This is a genomic window from Micromonospora sp. DT62 (assembly GCF_049847285.1).
In the GTDB taxonomy this organism is placed as follows: Bacteria; Actinomycetota; Actinomycetes; order Mycobacteriales; family Micromonosporaceae; genus Micromonospora; species Micromonospora reichwaldensis.
This window is the reverse complement of the sequence record NZ_JBNCOB010000003.1, coordinates 319,903-343,416: the sequence shown is the minus strand read 5'-3', so window position 1 is coordinate 343,416 and position 23,514 is coordinate 319,903. Positions and strand designations below refer to the sequence as shown.

The 23,514-nt window shown below is 74.4% G+C and carries 14 protein-coding genes; 9 read left to right on the top strand and 5 right to left on the bottom strand.

Annotated elements, in window-relative coordinates; genetic code table 11:
• The first annotated feature begins 9 nt into the window (after positions 1-9).
• The 6 genes from araA (at position 10) to ACPXCB_RS07060 (ending at position 8,012) form a co-directional block, all read left to right on the top strand.
• Positions 10-1,512 (top strand): L-arabinose isomerase, encoded by a 1,503-nt coding sequence (gene araA / locus ACPXCB_RS07085; protein WP_425873276.1) that lies wholly within the window; start codon positions 10-12, stop codon positions 1,510-1,512.
• A 366-nt stretch (positions 1,513-1,878) separates the two neighbouring features.
• Positions 1,879-3,963, top strand: a complete 2,085-nt coding sequence (locus ACPXCB_RS07080; protein ID WP_425873274.1) for an RICIN domain-containing protein — start codon at positions 1,879-1,881, stop codon at positions 3,961-3,963.
• Positions 3,964-4,272: 309 nt separating this feature from the next.
• The gene (locus ACPXCB_RS07075) at positions 4,273-5,265 is read left to right on the top strand and encodes a LacI family DNA-binding transcriptional regulator (RefSeq protein ID WP_425873272.1); all 993 of its coding nucleotides are present in this window, start codon (positions 4,273-4,275) and stop codon (positions 5,263-5,265) included.
• Positions 5,266-5,602: 337 nt separating this feature from the next.
• Entirely contained in the window at positions 5,603-6,010 is a 408-nt protein-coding gene (locus ACPXCB_RS07070; RefSeq protein ID WP_132236607.1) for a YciI family protein, read from the top strand.
• A gap of 4 nt (positions 6,011-6,014) precedes the next feature.
• On the top strand, positions 6,015-7,160 hold the full coding sequence (locus ACPXCB_RS07065) for an RNA polymerase sigma factor (RefSeq protein ID WP_425873269.1): 1,146 nt from the start codon (positions 6,015-6,017) through the stop codon (positions 7,158-7,160).
• 117 nt (positions 7,161-7,277) lie between these two features.
• Complete coding sequence (locus tag ACPXCB_RS07060) at positions 7,278-8,012, top strand: VOC family protein (RefSeq protein ID WP_425873267.1); 735 nt, start codon at positions 7,278-7,280, stop codon at positions 8,010-8,012.
• A 43-nt stretch (positions 8,013-8,055) separates the two neighbouring features.
• On the opposite strand, the gene ACPXCB_RS07055 is transcribed toward ACPXCB_RS07060, so the two are convergent.
• The 5 genes from ACPXCB_RS07055 to ACPXCB_RS07035 are packed head-to-tail and all read right to left on the bottom strand — an operon-like array spanning position 8,056 to position 12,462.
• Entirely contained in the window at positions 8,056-8,940 is an 885-nt protein-coding gene (locus tag ACPXCB_RS07055) for a 3-hydroxyacyl-CoA dehydrogenase family protein (RefSeq protein WP_425873265.1), read from the bottom strand.
• A gap of 43 nt (positions 8,941-8,983) precedes the next feature.
• Positions 8,984-10,003: an HAD-IIIC family phosphatase gene (locus ACPXCB_RS07050; RefSeq protein ID WP_425873425.1), complete on the bottom strand. Its 1,020-nt coding sequence runs from the start codon at positions 10,001-10,003 to the stop codon at positions 8,984-8,986.
• Positions 10,004-10,008: 5 nt separating this feature from the next.
• Positions 10,009-11,172 carry an acyl-CoA dehydrogenase family protein gene (locus tag ACPXCB_RS07045; protein ID WP_425873263.1) on the bottom strand — a complete coding sequence of 388 codons (1,164 nt, stop codon included), beginning with the start codon at positions 11,170-11,172 and terminating at the stop codon, positions 10,009-10,011.
• Positions 11,169-11,438, bottom strand: coding sequence for an acyl carrier protein (locus ACPXCB_RS07040; protein WP_151452852.1), 270 nt, complete (start codon positions 11,436-11,438; stop codon positions 11,169-11,171). The genes ACPXCB_RS07045 and ACPXCB_RS07040 overlap by 4 nt, the downstream gene beginning before the upstream one ends.
• A gap of 13 nt (positions 11,439-11,451) precedes the next feature.
• The gene (locus ACPXCB_RS07035) at positions 11,452-12,462 is read right to left on the bottom strand and encodes a ketoacyl-ACP synthase III family protein (protein WP_425873261.1); all 1,011 of its coding nucleotides are present in this window, start codon (positions 12,460-12,462) and stop codon (positions 11,452-11,454) included.
• Positions 12,463-12,695: 233 nt separating this feature from the next.
• Between ACPXCB_RS07035 and ACPXCB_RS07030 the strand changes: the two genes are divergently transcribed.
• Genes ACPXCB_RS07030 through ACPXCB_RS07020 form a run of 3 tightly spaced genes read left to right on the top strand, consistent with a single transcriptional unit; the run spans position 12,696 to position 23,466 of the window.
• On the top strand, positions 12,696-14,453 hold the full coding sequence (locus tag ACPXCB_RS07030; RefSeq protein ID WP_425873259.1) for a condensation domain-containing protein: 1,758 nt from the start codon (positions 12,696-12,698) through the stop codon (positions 14,451-14,453).
• The gene (locus ACPXCB_RS07025) at positions 14,450-21,805 is read left to right on the top strand and encodes an amino acid adenylation domain-containing protein (RefSeq protein ID WP_425873257.1); all 7,356 of its coding nucleotides are present in this window, start codon (positions 14,450-14,452) and stop codon (positions 21,803-21,805) included. The genes ACPXCB_RS07030 and ACPXCB_RS07025 overlap by 4 nt, the downstream gene beginning before the upstream one ends.
• Positions 21,802-23,466, top strand: coding sequence for an amino acid adenylation domain-containing protein (locus tag ACPXCB_RS07020; RefSeq protein ID WP_425873255.1), 1,665 nt, complete (start codon positions 21,802-21,804; stop codon positions 23,464-23,466). The genes ACPXCB_RS07025 and ACPXCB_RS07020 overlap by 4 nt, the downstream gene beginning before the upstream one ends.
• Positions 23,467-23,514: the final 48 nt, after the last annotated feature.

The following is a 23,514-nucleotide window of genomic DNA, read 5'->3' as shown; positions in this document are numbered from 1 at the left end:
GGCAACTGCATGGCAACGCACCCCCAACCCGAGGTCTGGTTCCTCACCGGAAGCCAGGGCCTGTACGGCGAGGACACCCTCCGGCAGGTCGCCGAGCAGTCCCGGCAGATCGCCGCGCAGCTCGACGACGCGCCGGGGATCCCCGTCCGGGTGGTCTGGAAGCCGGTCCTGACCTCCAGCGCCGACATCCTCAAGGCCTGTCGGGACGCCGCCGCGCAGGATGTGGTCGGGGTGATCGCCTGGATGCACACCTTCTCGCCGGCCAAGATGTGGATCGCCGGCCTGGACGCCCTGCGGACGCCGCTGCTGCACCTGCACACCCAGGCCAACGTCCTGCTGCCCTGGGACGAGATCGACATGGACTTCATGAACCTCAACCAGGCCGCGCACGGCGACCGCGAGTTCGGCTTCATCCAGACCCGGCTCGGCGTCGCCCGCAAGACCGTCGCCGGGCACGTCAGCGACCCCCGGGTGACGGCCCGGATCGGCGCCTGGGCCCGGGCCGCGCTCGGCTACTCGGCGATGCGGTCGCTGCGGCTGGCGCGCTTCGGCGACAACATGCGCGACGTCGCCGTGACCGAGGGCGACAAGGTCGAGGCGGAGCTGCGCTTCGGCGTCTCGGTCAACACGTACGGCGTCAACGACCTCGTCGCGGTCGTCGACCAGGTGGCCGACGCGCAGATCGACGACCTGGTCAAGGAGTACGACGACACCCTCCGGGTCGACCCGCAACTGCGGCCCGGCGGGGCGCGCCACGACTCGCTGCGCTACGCCGCGCGCCTCGAACTGGGTCTGCGCGCGTTCCTCGACGAGGGCGGCTTCCGGGCCTTCACCACCAACTTCGAGGACCTCGGCGGTCTGCGCCAACTGCCCGGCATCGCCGTACAGCGACTCATGGCCGACGGCTACGGCTTCGGCGGTGAGGGCGACTGGAAGACCTCGGTGCTGGTGCACTCGCTCAAGGCGATGGCGGTCGGGGTGGAGGGTGGGACGTCCTTCATGGAGGACTACACCTACGACCTGACGCCCGGGAACGAGCTGGTGCTCGGCGCCCACATGCTCGAGGTCTGCCCGACGATCGCCGGTGACACCCCGAAGGTCGAGGTCCACCCGTTGAGCATCGGCGGCCGCGAGGACCCGGTCAGGCTGGTGTTCGACGCCGCGCCCGGCCCGGCGGTGGTGCTCGGCCTCGCGGACATGGGGGAGCGCTTCCGCCTGGTGGCCAACGAGGTCGACGTGGTCGCGCCGCCGCATCCGCTGCGCCGGCTGCCGGTCGCGCGGGCCGTGTGGCGGCCCCGCCCGCACCTGGCCGGCTCGGCGGAGGCCTGGATCACCGCCGGCGCCCCGCACCACACGGTGCTGTCCCAGGCGGTGGGCGTGGAGGAGCTGCACGACCTGGCCGAGATGGTACGCACCGAGCTGGTCGTCATCGACGAGCACACCGAGCCACGCCGCTTCGCCAACGAGATCCGGTGGAACCAGGCCTACTACCGCCTCGCCCGGGGGTTCTGACCCGCGCAGGAGGGCAACCACCAGCGCGCCCTCGACCTGGCCCGCTTGTCGATTCCGTCGGTGATCCCGGGTGGTCCTCCCGTGCCGGGAGGGCCCCCGTCGGCGTTCCGGTCGCTGTCCCGCCTCATGCGCAACGTCTTGACGAACGTCATGTTATCGCTCACAGTCGATGGATGGGGCGATCGGCCTCCACGGGCATGCCGGCCGAAGACCCCCTTATCCGGGGTCGTGCAACTCTGCGCGTCATGAGGGTGGCGCGGCTGTGAGCGATCACATCTGGGACGAATGATCGCCGTGGTGGCCGCAGGCGCCCGGGTGACGCTCCCCGACGGATGACGTTCCTGTCAGCGCTCTCGAAGGAGGATCATGGTTGCCTTTGGTGGGCCCTCGCGGGCTGTGCCCCGACGGCGTGGTTGGTTGTCGCGTGTCTCGGCCGCGGTGGTCGCGGTACTCGTGGGGAGCGGGCTCGTCGCGGTGTCTCCGGGGCCGGCTTCGGCGGCGACGGTGGACACCAACGCGTGGTACGTGTTGGTGAACCGCAACAGTGGCAAGGTGCTGGACCTGTACAACGGGGCCACGAACGACGGGGCGCGGATCACCCAGTGGTCGCGCAACAACGGCAACGGGCAGCAGTGGCAGTTCGTCGACTCCGGCGGCGGGTACTACCGGTTGAAGTCCCGCCACTCGGGCAAGGTGCTCGACGTCTACAACTTCTCCACGGCCAACGGCGCCAGCATCGTGCAGTGGAGCGACGGCAACGGGACGAACCAGCAGTTCCGGCTGGCGGACTCAGCCGACGGGTACGTGCGGTTGATCAACCGGAACTCGAACAAGGTGGTCGAGGTGCAGAACGCCTCCACCGCTGACGGCGGCAACATCGTGCAGTACGACGACTTCAACGGTGGCCATCAGCAGTGGCAGCTGGTCCGCGTCGGCGACGGCGGCAACCCCGGCGGCACCTTCACCAACCCGGTGGTCTGGCAGGACTTCGCCGATGTCGACATCATCCGGGTCGGCGACGTCTACTACATGTCGGCCTCCACCATGCACTACTCGCCCGGCGCCCCCGTGCTGCGGTCGTGGGACCTGGTGAACTGGGAGTTCGCCGGGCACTCGGTGCCCCGGCTGGACTTCGGCACGAAGTACGACCTGGCCAACGGCAGCCACGGGTACGTCGACGGCATCTGGGCCTCCACACTGAACTACCGGCCGAGCAACCGCACCTTCTACTGGGCCGGCTGCATCGACTTCGCCCAGACGCACATCTACACCGCGTCCGCCGTCGACGGCACGTGGAGCCGCCACACCACCATCCCCAACTGCTACTACGACGCCGGGATGCTCGTCGACGACAACGACACCATGTACGTCGCGTACGGCAACGGCACGATCAGCGTGGCCCAGCTGTCGCCGGACGGACGCACCCAGGTGCGGGCCCAGCAGGTGTACCAGACGCCGTCGAACATCGGCACGCTGGAGGGAGCGCGCTTCTACAAGCGCAACGGCGCGTACTACATCTGGCTCACCCGCCCGGCCAACGGCCAGTACGTGCTGAAGTCGACCAATGGCCCGTTCGGCCCGTACGAGCAGCGACAGGTGCTGCTCAACATGCCGGGTCCGATCTCCGGCGGTGGGGTGCCGCACCAGGGCGGGCTGGTGCAGACCCAGAACGGCGGCTGGTACTACATGGCGTTCACCGACGCGTACCCCGGTGGTCGGATGCCGACGCTGGCCCCCATCACCTGGACCAGCGACGGTTGGCCCCAGGTGCAGACGGTCAACGGCTCCTGGGGCGTCAACTACCCCAACCCGCTGCCGTCGCGTCCGGTCAAGCCGCTCACCGGGACCGACACCTTCCCCGGCACCACCCTCGGCGTCCAGTACGAGTGGAACCACAACCCGGACAACAGCCGGTGGTCGGTGGAGAACGGGCTGCGCCTGCAGACCGCGACGGTGACCAACGACCTCTACCGCGCGCGCAACACGGTGACCCACCGCATCCAGGGTCCGACCTCGACGGGCACCATCGAACTCGACTACTCCGCGATGCGCGACGGCGACCGGACCGGGCTGGCGATGCTGCGCGACACCTCGGCGTGGATCGGCGTCAAGCGGGACAACGGCGCCACGCGGGTGGTCATGACCAACGGCCTGACCATGGGTACCGACAACTGGAACACCACCGGCACCGGCACCGAGATCGCCAGCGCACCGGTGTCCGGCGGGCGGATCTGGTTGCGCGCCAACGCGGACATCCGGCCCGGCTCGGGGCGCCAGGCGAGGTTCTCGTACAGCACCGACGGGGTCACGTTCGTCCCGCTGGGCAACGCCCTGACCCTCAACAACGCCTGGCAGTTCTTCATGGGATACCGGTTCGGCATCTTCAACTACGCCACCCAGTCGCTGGGCGGCCAGGTGACGGTGCGCCGGTTCACCCTGGCGACACCATGACACCGGTCGCCGTTCCCAGGTGTGCGAGAGCCTGAGGTTCGTACGGCGAATGGCCCGGGGCGGGGTGCGGGAATCATCGGAGACCGCTCCCGCCCCGGGCGCGCGCCGCCGGCAGTCGCGTCTGGTGTGCCGGCTCAGCCGCACCCGGGCCGACGGACGACTGGCGTAGACTGTCGGCGTTTCCACCGGTCACCCGGCACACGTCGCCGTGGCGGAGGCAGCAACATGATGGACGCTCCCGTCGACGCCGACGTGTGTGATCGCCGACGGGCAGGCGGGGGAGGTGAGGTGGCCGTGCGCAGTCCCGCGATGACGGACGTGGCTCGCCTCGCCGGCGTATCGCACCAGACGGTGTCCCGGGTCCTCAACGGGCACCCCAATGTGCGCGAGCAGACCCGGCTGCGGGTCCAGGCGGCCATCACCGAGCTGGGCTACCGGCCCAACCGGGCCGCGCGGGCGCTGGTCACCGGCCGGTCCCAGGTGATCGGGGTGGTCGCGCAGAACACCACCCTCTTCGGCCCGGCGTCGCTGCTGACCGCGCTGGAACAGGCGGCCGCCGAGGCGGGCTTCGCGGTCAGCGTCGGCAGCGTCAGCGACCTCGACCACCAGTCCATCTCCGCGGCGGTGGAGCGGCACCTCGCGCACCGGGTCGCCGGCATCGTGGTGATCGCGCCCGTCGAGTCGGCCGGGGAGGCGCTCGGACGGCTTCCGAAGGACGTACCCCTGGTCACCGTCGACGGCGACCCGCGGCGGCCGATCCCGCTGGTGACGGTCGACCAGGTCGCCGGGGCCCGCGCCGCCACGCAGCACCTCCTCGACGCCGGGCACCGGACGGTCTGGCACGTGTCCGGCCCGCCGGACTGGTTCGACAGCGCGGGCCGGATCGAGGGGTGGCGGGAGGCCCTGCGGTCGGCGGGCGCCGAGGCGCCGCCGTTGATCCCGGCGGACTGGTCCGCGGCGGCCGGCTACCGGTGCGGGCAGATGCTCGCCCGGATACCGGAGGTCACGGCGGTCTTCACCGCCAACGACCACCTGGCGCTCGGCGTGCTGCGGGCGTTGCACGAGCACGGCCTGCGGGTGCCGGACGACATCAGCGTGGTCGGCTTCGACGACGTGCCCGAGGCGGCGTACTTCATCCCGCCGCTGACCACCGTGCGGCCCGACTTCGCCGCGGTCGCCCGGGCGAGCCTGGACCTGCTGCTCGCCCAGATCGAGTCGTCGGACGTCGCCGGCCCGCTTCGGCAGACGATCGCGCCCTCCCTGGTCGCCCGCCGCAGCGTCGGAGCGCCACCGCGCCGCTAGGGCCGGGTGGAGCTCCTCGCGACACGGTTCAGACGAACCGCCAACGCTGGTCAGCGGCCCCGCTGTCGGTGCCGAGGACGATCTGCGCGCCCTGGCTGCCGGAGCCGCCGCTCACCCCGAGGACCCGGCCGCCGTTGGGTCGCCCGCGGGGAACGGGACGGCACCGGAGCGCGCGGGGCAGGAGCCGACGCACACCGGATCTCGCGCATGCCCCGGGCCCGGGTGCGGGATCGACCCAGAAATATCCGGACGGCGATGTCGAGAACCCGGGACCGGCGCCGTCCCCGTGGTGGACGCGATCAGAATGGGTTCGCACCCGCACCAGAGGGGAAACACGATGGCCAAGTACCTGCTGCTCAAGCACTACCGGGGCGCTCCGGCCGGGGTCAACGACGTACCCATGGACCAGTGGACGCCGGAGGAGATCTCGGCGCACATGCAGTACATGCAGGACTTCGCGACCCGGCTCGAGGGGACCGGCGAGTTCGTCGACGGTCAGGCGCTCGCCCCCGAGGGGACGTTCGTCCGGTACGACGGTGAGGGGCGCCCGCCGGTCACCGACGGCCCGTTCGCCGAGACCAAGGACCTGATCGCCGGCTGGATGGTGATCGACGTCGACAGCTACGAGCGCGCCGTCGAGCTGGCCGGGGAGCTGTCGGCCGCCCCCGGGGCGGGCGGGAAGCCGATCCACGAGTGGCTCGAACTGCGCCCGTTCCTGACCGCGCCGCCCACCATCACGGAGTGACCTGATGGAGGAGGCCCTGCTCCGGAGCCTCACGCCCGGAGTGCTCGGGATCCTCGTCCGCCGCGGAGCCGACTTCGCGGCGGCCGAGGATGCCGTACAGGATGCGCTGGTCGAGGCGGTGCGCACCTGGCCGGCCGACCCGCCGCGCGACGCGAAGGCCTGGCTGGTCACCGTGGCCTGGCGTCGGTTCCTCGACGCGACCCGGGCGGACGTCGCCCGCCGTCGGCGTGAGGACCTCGTCGACGAGGAGCCCGCGCCCGGGCCCACGTCCGCGGTGGACGACACGCTCCAGCTCTACTTCCTGTGCGCCCACCCGTCGCTGACGCCGGCGTCCGCGGTCGCGCTCACGCTACGTGCCGTCGGCGGGCTGACCACCCGCCAGATCGCCCGGGCGTACCTGGTGCCCGAGGCGACCATGGCGCAACGCATCAGCCGGGCCAAGCGCACTGTCTCCGGCGTGCGGTTCAACCAGCCCGGCGACGTCGCGACCGTACTGCGCGTGCTGTACCTGGTCTTCAACGAGGGCTACTCCGGCGATGTCGACCTCGCCGCCGAGGCCATCCGGCTCACCCGGCAGCTCGCGGCCGCGATCGACCACCCCGAGGTGGCGGGGCTGCTCGCCCTCATGCTGTTGCACCACGCCCGGCGCGCCGCCCGGACCGCGCCCGACGGCAGCCTGGTGCCGCTCGCCGCGCAGGACCGCGGCCGGTGGGACACCACGTCGATCGCCGAGGGCGTCGAGATCCTGCAGGCCGCCCTCGCCCGCGACCGGCTGGGGGAGTTCCAGGCCCAGGCAGCCGTCGCGGCGCTGCACGCCGACGCGCCCACCGCCGGGGAGACCGACTGGGTGCAGATCGTCGAGTGGTACGACGAGCTCGTGCGCCTGACCGACAGCCCGGTCGTCCGGCTCAACCGCGCGGTGGCCGTCGGCGAGGCGGACGGGCCGCGCGCCGGTCTGGCGGCGCTCGTGGCGCTGGACGACTCGCTGCCCCGCCACGCGGCGGTGGCGGCGTACCTCCACGAGCGCGACGGTGACCTGGCGACGGCGGCACGGCTGTACTCCGAAGCGGCCCGGAAGGCGCCCAACCTCGCCGAACGAGACCACCTGACGCGCCAGGCCGCCCGGCTCAACGCCCGCCGGCGCCCCTGAGCGGTCCAGGCCTGCACGGAACTATTGTCCTAGGACGCTCTAGGGGGTGTGCGTCAACCGGCACCGGGAGGAACTGCGGGCACCACCGTCGGCTCGACGGGCCCTAGCATTGCCGGCGTGGCAACGCGGCTCGTGCAGATCAACATGAAGGCCCGGGACGACTCCGCGCTTGGCGGTTTCTGGGCGGAGGCGCTCGGCTGGGGAGTCTCCAGCGAGGGGCCCGGCGTGACCAACCTCGAACCCGAGGGCTTCGTCTACCCCGACCCCGTCGCGGTCTGCATCGACCTCATCGTCTCGCCGGAACCCAAGACGGTGAAGAACCGCGTGCACGTCGACCTCGCCACCACCTCGGCAGCCCACCAGGCGGAGACGGTCGCGCGCCTGAAGGAGCTCGGCGCGAGACCCGCCGACGTGGGCCAGGGCGACGTCCCGTGGACGGTCATGGCCGACCCGGAGGGCAACGAGTTCTGCGTGCTGGACCCCCGACCGCTCCACCGGGACACCGGGCCGATCGCCGCGGTGGTGGTCGACTGCGCGGATCCGCGAGCCATGGCGCGCTTCTGGGGCGAGGCCATGGACTGGGCCCTGCACGAGGTGACCGACCACAGGGCGGTACTGCGCTCCGCCAAGGGCGTCGGCCCCTACCTGCGGTTCCTCCGCACACCCGACGTCAAGACCGGGTGGAACCGCGTCCACCTCGACGTCCGCCCGTACCCGGGTGACGACCTGGCGGCCGAGGCGGCCAGACTGCGGACTCTCGGCGCCACCGCCGTCGAGCTGGACCGCGAGGTCCCGTGGACGGTCCTCGCCGACCCGGAAGGCAACGAGTTCTGCGTCCTCACCCCAGGCTGACCCGGCCAGCCGTGCGGGTGCTGGGCGCGGAGCTCGACGGTGGTCAGGTGGCGGCGGTCGCGACCGGCTGCGGGTACTGGTGGAAACCGCTGCCGCTCTTGCGCCCGTACCGGCCCGCGTCCACCAGTTCCCGCAGTGTGCGCCCGGGCCGGAAGCGGGGGTCGCCGGTGCACTCGAGCAGCACCAGGAGCGTGTCGACGACGGTGTCCAGGCCGATCAGGTCGGCGGTACGCAGCGGACCCGTCGCGTGGCCGAGACACTCCTGGAAGACCCGGTCGACGGTCGCGGCGTCGGCGGTGCCCTGACCGACGACCTCGGCGGCCTCGTTCACGGTGAGCATCAACACGCGGTTGATCACGAAGCCCGGCCCGTCGGCGACCACGATGCCGGTCTTGCCGATCGCGGCGAGCAGGTCGAGGGTGCGCTGGAGGGTGTCCACGCTGGTCCGCGGCGCCCGCACCACCTCGACGCTGTCCCTGAGGGGCGCGGGATTCATGAAGTGCGTCCCGACCACCCGGTCCGGCCGGCGGGTGCTGGCGGCGAGCCGGTCGATGGGGATGGCGGAGGTGACCGACGCGAGCACCGCCGCCGGTGGACAGACGGCGTCCAGCTCGCCGAAGATCCCTTCCTTGAGCGGGATGCGTTCCGGTGCGCACTCGATCACGTACCCGGCCCGGTCGAGCCCGGCGGTCCGGCCGGTCCAGTTGATCCGCTCGACCACCCGGGCCACCGGCTCGCCCGCGCGGTACGGGGCCAGCAGCCGGGCCTGCCGCAGCCCGGTACGCAGCCGGTCCACCGCCGCCGCCACCCCGGTCGCCGACCCGAGCGCCGGGTCGACCACGACCACGTCGTACCCGCCCTCGGCCAGGCACTGGGCGATGCCGAGCCCCATCGTGCCGGCGCCGACCACCCCGACGGTTCCGCTCATGCTCCCCCCTCGCCGCGTCTGATGATCCGTCCGCTGCGTCCGCTCACGCCGTCACCACCCGCACCGGGTGTGCCCGCGCGGCCGGCGGCCGGGCCGGGTCGATCGCGAGCGTCCACCGGTCGCCCGCGTCGTCCTCGACGGCGAAGCCGGCGAAGCGCAGGGTGACCAGCATCTGCCGGTTGACCGCGGTGGGCACGAACTCCGCCACCGGCCGCCGGCCCGCGGCGAGCGCGGTGTGCACGAGGTGGTCGAGCAGGGCCGCGCCGGCACCGCGGGACAGCACCCGGCACGACATCAGCAGCAGCCGCAGTACGGTCGCGGCCGGCTGCGACTCGGTGACGGCCAGCCCGACCGTGCCGTAGGAGCCGAACCTGTCCCGCAGCCGCGCCACCAGCACCTCGTGCCGCGGCGACGCGCAGAGCGCGTGCAGCTCCGCCAGGCTGAAGGTGACGCCGGTGGTGTTCAACTGGTGGGTGCGTACGGTCAGCTCATGCGCCCGGGCGAGGTCGGCCGGGCCGGCCCGGCGCACCTCCAGCACCAGGCCGAGCGAGGCGAGGAAGTCCGCGGGCGGCCCGGCATGCGTGGCCTCGGCGGCCCGGCGTCGCTCGTCGGTCCGGTAGAGCTGGCGGCGCTGCCGGGACTCCTCGGTGACGAACTCGCGGGCGAACTCGGGCAGCGCCGGCAGTTCGGCGACGGCGTCGGCCGGGTGGCAGCGCACGACCGGCAGCGCGGCGGCCACCTCGGCGCGCTCCACCGGGTCGTTGTCGACGAACGCGACGGTGTCCAGGCCGATGCCCAGGTCGGCGGCGATCCGGGTGACCGCGAGGGACTTGGCGCCCCAGCCCACCTCGACCCGGGTGAACAGGTCGAGCAGGCCGTGCGCGGCCAGGTGGGCGGTGGCGGCGGCATGCTCGCCCCGGCTGGCCACGGCGTGCAGGACGCCGCGCCGGTCCAGGGCGTGCAGCGTGCGTACGGCGGCGGGGAACGGCACCGGCTCGTCGCCCTCCAGCACGACGCCGTCCCACAGCGTGTCGTCGAGGTCCCAGACCAGGCACTTCACCATGCTGGTCACGGCCGCCCTCCCGGCCCCGCCGCGCGGGCACGCCGCAGCAGGTGGTCGGCGACGTGCAGTTCGGCCACCTGGGCGGAGCCCTCGATGATCTCCATGACCTTGGCGTCCCGGTAGAACCGGCCGGCCCGGCTGTCCGGGGCGCAGCCGGCCGCGCCGAGGACCTGCACGGCCGTACCGGCGACCAGGGCGGCGGTGCGCGCCGCCGCGTACTTCGCCGCGACCGTGCCGGCGATCGCGTCCGGAGCACCGGCGGCCCGCCACCGGGCGGCCCGGGCGGCGAGTTCCCGCGCGGCGGCGGTGTCCACCGCGGCCCGGCCCAGCAGCCCCCGTACGGTCTGGTGCTCGGCGAGCAGGGTGCCGCCCTGCCGACGGGTGAGCACGTGGTCGGTCATGTCCCGCAGGCACGCCTCGGCCATGCCCACGCAGCCCCAGCCGACCGTGAACCGGCCGTGGTCCAGTGCGGTGGCCGCGACGTGCGACAGGCCGAACCCGGGCGGTGCGACGCGGTTCGCCGCCGGGACCCGTACGCCGTCGAGCTGGATGTGGGCCAGCTGGGCGGCCCGCAGGCCGAGCTGGCCCTCGACCGGCTGCCGCGCCACGCCGGCCCGGTCGGTCTCGACGAGCACGGCGGTGTGCCGGCCGTCCAGCACCCCGAGCACCAGTAGCACGTCGGCGACCTGGCCGAAGGTCACCCACCGCTTGGCCCCGGTCAGCTCCAGGGTCGGCTGCCGGCCACCGCCGACGGCACGGATGCGGGTGTCGACGGCGGTCAGGTCGCTGCCCGCGCCGACCTCGGTGGCGGCGAAGCCGGCGAGCAGCTCACCGCGGGCGAACGCGGGCAGCCAGCGCGCCCGCTGCTCGGGGGTGCCCCAGCGCAGGACGGCCGCGGCGACCATGGCCTGCACGGTGACCAGCGCGCGCAGCGCGCCGCACACGCCGCCGAGCCGGGCGCACAGCTCACCGACCTGCGCCGGTGTGGCGCCGAGGCCGCCGTGCCCGACCGGCAGGTCAGCAGTGAGCAGCCCGGCGGTCGCCGCGGCGCGGCGTACCCCGGCGGGCAGCGCGCCGTCCCGGTCCCAGCGGGCCGCCTCGTCGCGCGCCGACGCGGCGAGGTCGTCGCCGAGATCGTCGAGCGCCGGCGGCGCGACCGCGGCGGTCACGCCGGGATCCCGGCCCGGCCGGCGGTCTTGGCCAGCACGAAGTCGGTCAGCCGGGAGATCGTGCGGAAGTGGTCGAGGTCGAGGTCGGCCACCTCGACCTCGATGTCGAAGCGACGTTCCACGAACACCACCAGCTCGATCGCGAACAGCGAGTTGAGCAGGCCGAGCGCGAAGTAGTCCTCGTCCGGGCCGATCGGTCCGGACACCGCAGGGGCGATGAAGTCGTGCAGCTCCCGCGCCACCGCGGGCCGGTCCGGTGCTCCCATCCCCACTCCCATCTCAGTCTCCCGCGACGGCCGCAGCGGGATCGCCGTCGAACTCGACCAGCACCATGCTCCAGGCGGCCACGGGGCTGGAGCTGATCAGTACGGCCCGCTCGCCGCCCCGCAGCCGCCCGGTGCCGATCTCGGTCGCCAGGTTGAGCAGGACGTCGTTCGCGCCGAGGTGGCCCAGGTCGCGCAGGTTGTCGCGGCAGGTCGGGGCGATCGCCACCTCGAGCGTCTCCTCGACGAACCGGAACGCGCCCGCCGACAGGTTGTGGCTGACGTGCCGGGCGACGTCCGCAGGGGTCAGCCCGTTGCGGTCGAGCAGGCTCCGGTACATCGCGCGCAGCCGATTGCGGCTCTCCAGCGCCAGCTGGAAGGAGTACTCCCGGGGGTCGCGGCACTGCTCGGTCCAGCGGGCCGACGGGCGGTCCCGGTAGTCCACCCGGAACAGGTCCCAGTAGCGGCCGTCGGTCTCCTGGAGCACGTCGCGCACCCGCAGCGGCCCGTCCCGCGAGACGACCACGGCCATGCCCCCGTCGCCGCTGACGGTGACGGGGTGCCGGTAGCGCCGGGGCGTGGCCGGCGTACTGCCGTGCACGACGAGGACGTCGGTCAGGTCCGGGTCGGCGGCCAGCAGGCCACGCGCCACCAGCAGCGCCGGCGTGGTCGACACGCAGCCCAGCCCGCCGACGGCGAAGGTCAGGGCCCGGTCGGCGCCGAGGTACGCCTGGAGCCGGGTCTCGGCGGAGCTCATCAGGGTGGCCGGCGCGCGGGACTCCACCACGACCAGCGCCCCGATCCGTGCCGGGTCCAGCCCGGCGGCGCCCAGCGCCCGGGTGGCGGCGCCCGCCGCCAGGTCGAACGCGTCCAGCTCCGGGTCGGTACGCACCCGGTCGATCCCGAGGCCGGCGCAGAGTTCCCGCTCGGCCGGCCCCAGGTACGCCAGCTCCGGCAGCTCCGCCACCGCGACCGACCGTTGCGGCAGGAACGACGCCATCGTCCGTACCGCGATCGTTCCGGGCATGTCGCCGCGCCTTTCGGTAGCAGGGGCCGTCGTCGGTGTTCCGTTCCGGGCGTCCGGACCCGCTCTTGCGTCCGGTGTGCCGTGCGCCGACTCGATGCCACTCTGCCGATCGCGGCTCGTGCCGGGACAGAGAAGGACCGGCAACGCCTCTGCCGCTCCTTCTCTGGTTCCGGCCTGCTCGCGTCCACCAGTCTCGATCCGACGCCGACCGCCGGTGAAGGGGGAGACCGCCGATGCCGAGCCGGATGCCCGACCAGACGAACGCCCCGCCGCCGGGCGGCACCCGGATCCGGCCGGTGCCGCGCACCGGCGCGCTGCGGCTGTCGCCCGGGCAGGAGCGACTGTGGTTCCTCGACGGGCTGCACGGCGACGGCACCGAATACCTCGTCTGGCTGCGGATGCGCCTGCGCGGACCGTGGGATCCCGCGGTGTTCGCCCGCGCCGTGACCGAGGTCGTCGGCCGGCACGAGGTGCTGCGCACCCGGTACCGGGACAGCGACGGCGAGCCGGTGCAGGTCGTCGACCCGCCCGGCCCGGCCGACGTGACGGTCGTGGACCTGACCGGGGGACCGGACGCCGGGACCCGGGCGGCGGCGCTGCTCGACACGGCGGCGGGCCGGCCGTTCGACCTGCGCCGGGAGCACCCGCTGCGGGTCATGGTGGTACGGCTCGCGCCGACGGAGCACCTGGTCGGCCTCACCCTGCACCACATCGCCGCCGACGCCTGGTCGTGCGACGTGCTGCTGCGCGACCTGGACCACGCGTACCGCGCGTTGGCGGCCGGCCGGCCCGTGCCGGCGCCGCCGTCGGTGCAGTACGCCGACGTCGCGGCCTGGCAGCAGGCCCGGCGCGAGGCCGCCGGCGCGGCCGGCATCGGCTACTGGCGGGACCAGCTCGCCGGGCTCGAACCGGTCCTGCTGCCCACCGACCGTCCGCGCGGCACCCGCCGCGACCCCCGCGGCGACCTGCTCGCCGTGGACGTGCCGCGGCACGTCGCCCGGCTGGTCGCCGCCGCGGGCGAGCGGTACGGCACGACCGCGTTCATGACGCTGCTGGCCGCCTTCCAGGTGCTGCTGGCGCACCGGACCGGCCGCACCGACATCGCCGTCGGGATGCCCGCCGCCGGGCGGGACGTGCCGGAGACCGAGGACCTGATCGGCTTCTTCGTCAACACCCTGGTGCTGCGGACCGACCTGGCGGGCGAACCGTCGTTCACCGAGGTGCTGGACCGGGTGCGCACGACGGTGCTGGCCGCGCTCGTGCACAACGACGTGCCGTTCGAGGACGTCGTGGCGGCGGTCCGGCCCCGCCGCGACCCCGCCCGCAACCCGCTGTTCGAGATCATGTTCCAGGTCCTGCACACGGCGGAGACGCCCGGCACGCTCGGCGGCGCCACCGTGTGGCCGCTGCCCATGAACGCCACCGACGCCAAGTTCGACCTGGTGTTCACGGTCTGCCGCACCGCGGCCGGCGACCTGCGGTGCGTTCTCGAGTACGCCGGCGGCCTGTTCGACCGGACGACGATGCTCCGGCTCGCCGAGGACTACGTGGCGCTGCTGGAGCGGTCGACCCGCGAACCGGAGGCCCGGGCGGTCCGGCTGGCTCCGGCGCCCGCCGTGCCGGCCGTGCCGGCTACTGCGGCCGTGCCGGCGACTGCGGCAGTTCCGCCGGCACCCGCCCCGGCGGCGCCGGCCGGCCCGGTCGAGCAGGTCGTCGCCGGGATCTGGTCGCGGCTGCTCGGCGTCGACGACATCGCCACCGACGACGACTTCTTCGACCTCGGCGGCCACTCGCTGCTGGTCGCCCGGGTGCGTACCGCGCTGCGGCAGACGTTCGCCGTCGATCTCCCCCTGCAGGTCCTGTTCGAGGCCACCTCGGTGGCCGGACTCGCGGCCGTGGTCACCGCCGCGGTCCGCGCCGACGTCAGCCGACTCTCCGACAGCCAGGTGCAGGACCTGCTGTCCCGAGCCGCCCGGGAAGGAACCCGATGACCGAGATGCTGGAGTCGCCCACCCCGCACGAGAAGCTGCTGGAGCGCCGGCTGCTCGGCCTCGAGCCACTCCCCGAGCCGGGCATCCCCCGGGCGTCGCGGGCGGACCCGCCACCGCTGTCGTACGCTCAGCGCCGGCTGTGGATCCTCGACCGGCTGCGCCCCGGCGGCGTCGAGTACCTGGTGCAGATCGCGCTGCACATGACCGATCGGCCGGGCAGCCGGCTGGACCTCGACGCGCTGCGGGCCGCGCTGGACGGGCTGGTGGCCCGGCACGAGGTGCTGCGCACCCGCTACCCGGCCGGCCCCGACGGCGAGCCGGTGCAGCTGATCGATCCGCCCGCCCCGGTCCCGCTGCCGATCCGCGACCTCACCCACCTGGACGGCGACACCCAGTGCGAGTTGCTGAACCGGCTCGTCTCCGTCGACCGCGAGCCGATCGACCTGGCCGCCGGGCCGGTCCTCCGTGCGCTGCTCGTCCGGCGGGAACCCGACCAGCACCTGCTGCTGCTCACGACCCACCACATCGCCATGGACCTCTGGTCGGAGGGCCTGCTGCTCGACGAGCTGCACCACCGCTACACCGCCGCGCTCGACGGTCACCCGGCCGACCTCCCCCCGCTGCCCGCGCAGTACGCCGACGTGGCCGCCTGGCAGCGGCAGCGGACCGCTGAGCTGCGCGAGACCCAGCTGCCCTACTGGCGCCGCCAGCTCGCCGGCGCCACGCCGGTGGACCTGCCGGCCGACCGGCCACGGCCGGCGGTACGGGACTCCGCCGGTGACGTCGTGCCGTTCACCGTGCCCGCCGAGGTGGCGGCGGCCCTCGGTGAGCTGGCCCGCCGCCACCGGGCCACGCCGTTCATGGTCCTGCTGGCCGCGTACGCCGTCGTGCTCGGGCGGTGGAGCGGCCGGACCGACGTCACGGTCGGCACCCCGGTCGCCGGCCGTGGGCACGACGACGTGCAGGACCTCATCGGGCTCTTCGTGGACACCGTCGTGGTGCGGGCCGACCTGGCTGGCGAACCGACGTTCGGCGAGCTGGTCGAGCGGGTCCGCCGTACGTCGCTGGACGCCTTCGCCCACCAGGAGCTGCCGTTCGAGCAGCTCGTCGAGGAGCTGGCGCCGGTCCGCGACCCCGCGCGGACGGCGCTCTTCTCGACGATGTTCGTCTGGCAGGAGGCCGGACCGGACGGCTTCCAGGCGCCCGGACTGGACGTCCTGTCGGTGCCGATCCCGTTCGCCGACGCCAAGTTCGACCTGACCCTGTCGGTGGGCCCGGGCCCGGACGGCTCGCTCGCCGGCGCCGCGGTGTACGCCACCAGCCTGTTCGACCGCGCCACGATCGAGCGCTTCGTCGCACACGTCGGTCGGCTGCTGGCCGGCGTGGCGGCAACCCCGGACATCCCGCTGGCCGACGTCGACATCCTCCCGCCGGCCGAGCGCGCGCAGCTGCTCGACGGCTGGAACGACACCGCGACCGACGTGCCGGCCACCACGCTGCCCGCGCTGTTCCGGGCCCAGGTGGCCGCCACCGGGGACGCGGTGGCCGTGCGGACGGCGCAGCGGAGCCTGTCGTACGCCGAACTCGACGCCCGCGTCACCGCGCTGGCGCTGCGGCTGCGCGCGGCCGGCGTCGGCCCCGAGTCGGTGGTCGGGGTGTGCCTGGAGCGGGGCCCGGACCTGGTGACCGCGCTGCTGGCCGTGCTCACCGCCGGCGGCGCCTACCTGCCGCTGGACACCGAGAGCCCGCCGCAGCGGCTGGAGCAGCTGCTCACCGACGCCGCGGTACGGGTCGTGGTGACCGACCGGGACACCGTCGGCACCGCCACGCGCACGGTGCTCCGGCCGGACGCGGACGCCACCGCCCCGCACGGGACGCTGCCCGGCGACCCCGACCCGGACCACCCGGCGTACGTGCTGCACACCTCCGGCTCGACCGGCCCGCCCAAGGGCGTCGTGATCACCCACCGCGCGCTCGTGAACCGGCTGGCCTGGATGCAGCGCGAGTACCCGCTCGACGCCACCGACCGGGTGCTGCACAAGACCCCGTACGGCTTCGACGTCTCGGTCTGGGAGCTGTTCTGGCCGCTGATCACCGGCGCGACACTCGTCGTCGCCCGCCCCGGCGGGCACCGGGACCCGGCGTACCTGGCCGCGGCCATCGCCGAGCACGGCGTCACCACGCTGCACTTCGTGCCGTCGATGCTGCGCGCCTTCCTCGACACGCCGGTCGGCGAGCTGCCCTCGGTACGCCGGATCTTCGCCAGCGGCGAGCCGCTCCCGGCCGAGCTGGCGGCGGCCGTGCCCGAGCGGATCGGCTGCGAGCTGCACAACCTCTACGGCCCGACCGAGGCGACGATCGACGTGACCGCGGCGCGGTGCCTGCCCGGGGAGCCGGTCACGATCGGCCGGCCGGTCGCCAACACCCGCGCCCACGTCGTCGACCCGGACCTGCGGCTGCTGCCCGTCGGCGTGCCCGGCGAGCTGGTGGTGGCCGGCGTCCAGCTCGCCCGCGGCTACCTGGGCCGCCCCGCGCACACGGCCGACCGGTTCGTGCCGGACCCGTTCGGCAAACAGCCGGGGGGCCGGCTCTACCGCACCGGCGACCTGGCCCGACACCGCGCCGACGGGACGATCGAGTACCGGGGCCGGCTGGACCGGCAGGTGAAGCTGCACGGCCACCGGATCGAGCCGGGCGAGGTCGAGGCGGTGCTCACCGCGCACCCGGACGTCGTCGCCGCCGTGGTCACCGTGCACGACGACCGGCTCGTCGCGTACCTCGTCGGCCCGGCCGCCGGGGCCGGCGCCGGGCAGGGCGGGCCGGCCGTCGACCGGGACGGCGTCGCCGCGTACGCCCGGGCCCGGCTGCCCCGACAGTTGGTGCCCGCGCGGTGGGTGGTGCTCGACGCGCTGCCGCTGACCGCCGCCGGCAAGGTCGATCATCGCGCGCTGCCCGCACCGCCCAGCGGCGCTCCGCCGGCGGCGGAAGCGCCACGCACCCCGCTGGAGCGGACGATCGCGCGCGCCGTGGCCGACGCGCTCGGCGTCGACGCGGTGGGCCGGCACGACGCGTTCTTCGCGCACGGCGGCGACTCGATCCGGGCGATCCGCGCCGTCGGGGCGCTGCGGGCGGCCGGCCTGCCGGTGTCGGTGCACGACCTGTTCAGTCACGCCACGGTGGCCGAGCTGGCCGAACTGGTCGGCGCCCGGGCGCCGGAGCAGCCGGCCGAGGTGACCGAGCAGCCGGTCGTGGCGCCGTTCGCGCTGCTGTCCGAGGCCGACCGCGCGCTGCTGCCGCCGGGCCTGGTCGACGCGTACCCGATGGGCGAGATCCAGGCCGGAATGGTGTACGAGATGCTGGCCGCGCAGCGGCCGGTCTACGTGAACGTCAGCTGCTACCGGATCGAGGACGAGACACCGTTCGACCTGGCGGACCTGCGCGCTGCCGCGGCACTGCTGGTGCGGCGGCACGAGATCCTGCGTACCTCGTTCGCGCTCGCCGGCTACACGCGGCCGCTGCAACTGGTGCACCCCACCGCCGAGCTGCCGGTGGACCTGGACGACCTGCGGGACCTGCCGCCGGCCGCGCGGCGCCAGGTCCTCGACGACTTCCTGCTCGCCCAGCGTGCCGCGCCGTTCGACCTGGCCGTGCCGCCGCTGCTGCGCTACACGGTGCATCAGACCGGCGAACGCGAGTGGTGGCTCACCCACGTCGAGTGTCATGCGATCCTCGACGGCTGGAGCCACACGTCGGTGATCGCCGAGCTGCTCGGGTACTACCGGACGCTGCGCCGGGGCGGCGTGCCCCGGCCGGCGCCGCTGCCCGCCGTCCGGTTCGCCGACTTCGTCGCCGCCGAGCAGGAGTCGCTGCGTTCGGCGGCCGACCGGGACTTCTGGACGGCCACGATCACGGCCGCCGACAAGCTGGAGATTCCGGCCGAGTGGGGCGGCCAGGCGGACGGGGCCGAGGGGCCGGACGGCGCCGACGACGCGCCGGAGCAGGTCGTCGTCGAGTACGCCGACCTGGAGCCGGCGCTGCGCCAGCTCGCGGCCGACGCGGGGGCGTCGCTGAAGAGCGTGCTGCACGCCGCCCACCTCGCGGCCTGGGGCGTGGTCACCGGGCGGCAGCGCTTCTTCACCGGCCTGGTCGGCAACGGCCGGCCGGAGCGGCTGCGCGGCGACGAGGTGATCGGCATGTACCTCAACACGGTGCCGTTCCCCGCCGACCTGACCGCCGCGACCTGGCCGGAGCTGGTGCGGGCGGTCTTCGCCCGCGAGGCGCGGACGTGGCCGCACCGGCGCTACCCGATGGCCGCGATGCGGCGCGACGGCCGGCACGCCTCGGCGCTGGTCGACGTCAGCTTCACGTACCTGGACTTCCACATGCTCGACTGGAGCTCCGGCATCGACCTGGAGGCCGACTTCAGCCCGAGCGAGCAGCCGTTCTCCGCGGTGTCGTTCCCCGGCCACCTGCGCCTGCTGGGCCGGCCGAGCAGGATCGGTCGGCCGTACCTGGAGCTGGTCGGCCGGACCTACCGGCAGGTGCTGGCGTCGATGGCCGCCAGCGCGGCCGGGGCCGGTGTCGCCCGCGACCCCGGCGCCGGTCCCGACACCACCCCGGCCGCGTCGCCGTCGCTGTCGCCGTCGCTGTCGCCGCGGACCGTGACGCTGGCGCCGGCCGACCGCGAGCGGGTGCTCGTCGACCCGAACCGCACCGACCGGGCGTTCCCCACCGATGAGCCGGTGCACCGGCTCATCGAGCGGCAGGCCCGGTCCGCGCCCACCGCCGTCGCGCTGCGGCAGGGCGTCGTCAAGGTCTACTACGCCGAGCTGGAGCTACGCGCGAACCGGCTGGCGCACCGGCTGCGTACGCACGGCGTCGGCCCGGGCACGGTCGTCGGCATCTGCCTGCCGCGGACGCCCGACCTCGCCGTCTGCGTACTGGCCGTGCTGAAGGCGGGCGGCGCGTTCCTGCCGCTGGATCCGGCGTACCCGGTCGAACGGCTGCGGTTCATGCTCGACGACACGGCCGCCGCGGTGCTGCTCGCCGCCGGGCGGCTGCCGGCCGGCCTCGTCCAGGCCGGTCCGGCCGGTGTGCCGACGGTCGACGTGACCGACGAGTCCGCCCAGCTCGACATGCCAGTCACCGCGCCGGAGGTGACGGTGGCGCCGGACGACCTGGCGTACGTCACCTACACGTCCGGCTCGACCGGGCGGCCCAAGGGGGTCGGCGTACCGCACCGGGCGCTGCTCAACCTCCGGCACGCCCAGCAGGAGGTCTTCGACGTCCGGCCGGGCGACCGGATGCTCCAGTTCTTCTCGGTGGGCTTCGACGCGTCGGTGTCCGAGCTGGTCGCCGCGCTCACCGCCGGCGCCGAGCTGGTGCTGCCCGAGCCCGACCGTGACCCGGGCGACCTGCGCGGCGAGGCGGCCACGCTGACCCACCTCTTCCTGCCGCCGTCGATGCTGAGCCGACTGGACCCGGCGGACTTCCCGCGGCTGCGGGTCACCCTGGTCGGCGGCGAGGCGTGCCCCGCCGGGCAGGCCGACCGGTGGGCGCGGCACGCCGCGTTCGTCAACCTCTACGGCCCCACCGAGGCGTGCGTCGCCGCCACGTACGCGCCGGTCGCCCCCGGCTCGCCGGAGCGGATGCCGTCGATCGGCACCCCGCTGGCGAACGTGCGGTGCCACGTCCTGGACGTCGACGGCCGACCGCTGCCCGCCGGGGTGCGCGGCGAGCTGCACGTCGCCGGCGCGGGCCTGGCCCGCGGCTACCTCGGCCGTCCGGCGCTGACCGCCGACCGTTTCGTTCCGGACCCGTTCGGACCGCCTGGCAGCCGGATGTACCGCACCGGCGACGTGGTCTCCCGCGCCGCCGACGGCTCGCTGCGCTTCCACGGGCGCGGCGACCAGCAGGTCAGCGTCCGCGGCTTCCGCATCGAGCTGGGCGAGGTCGAGCACGCGCTGGAGGCGCACCCGAGCGTCGCGGCTGCGGCCGTCGCCGTCGCCGCGGCGGGCACCGAGGAGGCGACGCTCGTGGCGTTCGTCCGGCTCACCGCCGGCAGTTGCGGCGCCGCCCCGTCCCCGGCCGAGCTGCGCGAGCACGTACGCCGCCGGCTGCCGGCGCACATGGTGCCGACCCGTTGCCACGTCGTCGGGGAGTTCCCGGTCACCGCCTCGGGCAAGGTCGACCGCGCCGCGCTGGTCGCGGCCGAGCCGGGGCCCGCCGCCGCGCAGATCGCGCCGGTGGCGCCCCGGACACCGCTGGAGCAGACCATCGCCGACGCCTGGGCGCAGGTGCTGCGGCTGGACCGGGTCGGCATCGACGACGACTTCTTCGACCTCGGCGGGCACTCGATGGCGATGATGCGGGTCATCTCGCTGCTGCGGGAGTCGCACGGCGTGGAGCTGACGTTCCGGGCCTTCCTGGAGCACCAGACCGTCGCGCGGCTGGCCGCCGCGATCACCGACGGCGCGGTCGGCGGCCCCGAGGCGCCGGCCGCCCCCGGCAGCCGCAACCGGGCGCTGCTGTGGCTGCGGCGCGGCAGCGCCACGCCGCTGTTCTGCATCCACCCCGGCGGCGGCAGCGCCCACTGGTTCCAGCGCTTCCTGCCGTACCTGGACCCGCAGCTACCGCTGGCCGCGTTCGAGTGGCCGAAGCCGCACGGCGACCACGCCACGATCCCCACCGCCGCCGAGATGGCCCGCCGGCACTTCGACGAGCTGCGGGCCGCCCAGCCGCACGGGCCGTACCGGCTGTTCAGCTGGTGCGGCGGCAGCACGATCGCGGCAGAGCTCGCCACCCTGCTGCTGGACGCCGGTGAGGAGGTGACCTTCATGCTCCTCGACCCGGTGCTGGACGCGCAGACCCGGCCGAAGTTCTACGAGCAGATGGGCTTCGTGCGCCGGCTGGAGAAGCTGGTGCTGGAGATCGACCGGGGCGGGCCGGAGGCGGACACGCCCGAGCGGCGCGCCGAGATCATGGACCTCTACGAGCGGGTGGCCAACGACATCGACGAGAAGGAGGGCATGGCGCTGCCCGAGCGCGGCGTCGGCGCCGCCTGGCCGCGGATGGTCCGGGTCTGGCGGGAGTCGTTGCAGGCGCTCATCGAGTACCCGAACCCCCGCTACGCCGGCAGCCTGCACCTCATCGCCAGCGACGCGCTCGCCAACGGCCAGCACGTGGTGTCGTCCGGTCAGACGTTCGCCGACTACCTCGAACGCTGGGAGGAGCTGATCGGCGGCGGGATCGAGCTGCACCGGGTGCCGGGGGACCACATCGGAATCATGAAGCCGCCGCTCCTGGTGCACCTGACCGACGTGATCAGCGCCGTGCTGGCCGGCAGCCGATGACCACCACGCCGGCCCGCCCGTCGGCCCACCCGGCCGGACCCGGGCCGGCCGTGCCCGACCCGGCCGCGCAGCAGCGGGCGTGGAACGCCACCGCCCGCGCGTACGCCGCGGACGGCCCGGTGCACCGGCTGTTCGAGGCACAGGCCCGGCTCCGCCCGCACGCCGTGGCGGTGCGCTGGGCCGGCGGCGCGCTCACCTTCGGCGAGCTGGACCGGCTCGCCAACCGGCTGGCGTGGGCGCTGCGCGACCAGGGAGTGGGACCCGAGACGCCGGTGGGCATCCGGGTGCCGCGCGGCCCGCTGCTGCCGGTCGCCGTGTACGGGGTGCTGAAGGCGGGCGGCTGCTACGTGCCGGTCGAACCGGCGCTCCCGGCCGAACGCGCGCACACCCTACTGACCGAGGCCGGTGTGCGGCTGCTGGTCGGCACGGCGGGCGAGGACGGCTGGCCGGTGCCGCCGGGGGTGCGCACGGTACCCGCCGACGCCCCGGTCCCGGACCGCCGCGAGCTGCGGAGCCCGGAGCCCGGCACCGGCGCGGACTCCACCGCCTACGTGGTCTTCACCTCCGGCAGCACCGGCCGGCCCAACGGCGTGGCCGTGGCGCACCGGTCGCTGCACAACCTCTTCGCCTGGTGCCGCCGCACGCACGGCTTCGGCCCGCACGACCTGGGCCTGTCGGTCACCTCGCTCGGCTTCGACCTGTCCGTCTTCGACCTGCTCGGCCTGCCCGCGTACGGGGCGGGCGTCTACGTCGCCGACGACGCGCAGCGGTGCGACCCGGAGCTGCTGCTCGACGTGCTGCTGCGGGAGCCGGTGACGTACTGGAACTCGGCGCCGACCACGCTGGCCCACCTCGCGCCGCTGCTCGGCGCGCACCGGGGCGCCGCCGGGACCGGCGACCTGCGGCTGGTCTACCTCAGCGGCGACTACACGCCGTTGACGTTGCCGGACGAGGTGCGGTCGGTCTTCACCGGGGCGACGATCGTCAGCCTCGGCGGCGCGACCGAGGCGACCGTCTGGTCGAACTGGTTCGAGGTCGGCGCGATCGACCCGGCCTGGCGGAGCATCCCGTACGGGCGGCCGATCGACAACGCGCAGTACTGGGTGGTCGACGAGGACCTGCGGCCGTGCCCGGTAGGGGTGCCGGGCGACCTGCTCATCGGCGGCGACGTCCTCGCCCTCGGCTACCACCGTCAGCCGGAGCTGACCCGGCAGCGGTTCGTCCCGGACACGCTCGGGCCCGACCCGCGCGGCCGGCTCTACCGCACCGGCGACCGGGCGAGCTTCGGCCCCGACGGGGTGCTGACCTTCCTCGGCCGGGTCGACGGGCAGGTCAAGATCCGGGGCGCCCGGGTGGAGCTGGCCGAGGTCGAGCACCGGCTGCGCGGGCACGCCGGCGTGAAGGACGTGGTGGCGCTGGCCCGGCCGGACCGCGACGGCGAGCGCGCCCTGGTGGTCTACGTCGTGCCGGCCCCCGCCTGCCGCCCGACCGTACGGGAGCTGCGCCGGCACGTGGCCGCCGCGCTGCCGGACTACATGGTGCCGGCCGCGGTGGTGTTCGTGGACGGCTTCCCCGCCACCGCCAACGGCAAGCTCGACCGCGGGGCGCTGCCGTGGCCGGCGCGCACCGGCAGCACGCACGTGCTCGGGGTGCCGCCGTGAGTCGCGCGCCGGCCTGCGGGCTACCGGGTGGGTGTTCCGTCCGGTCGA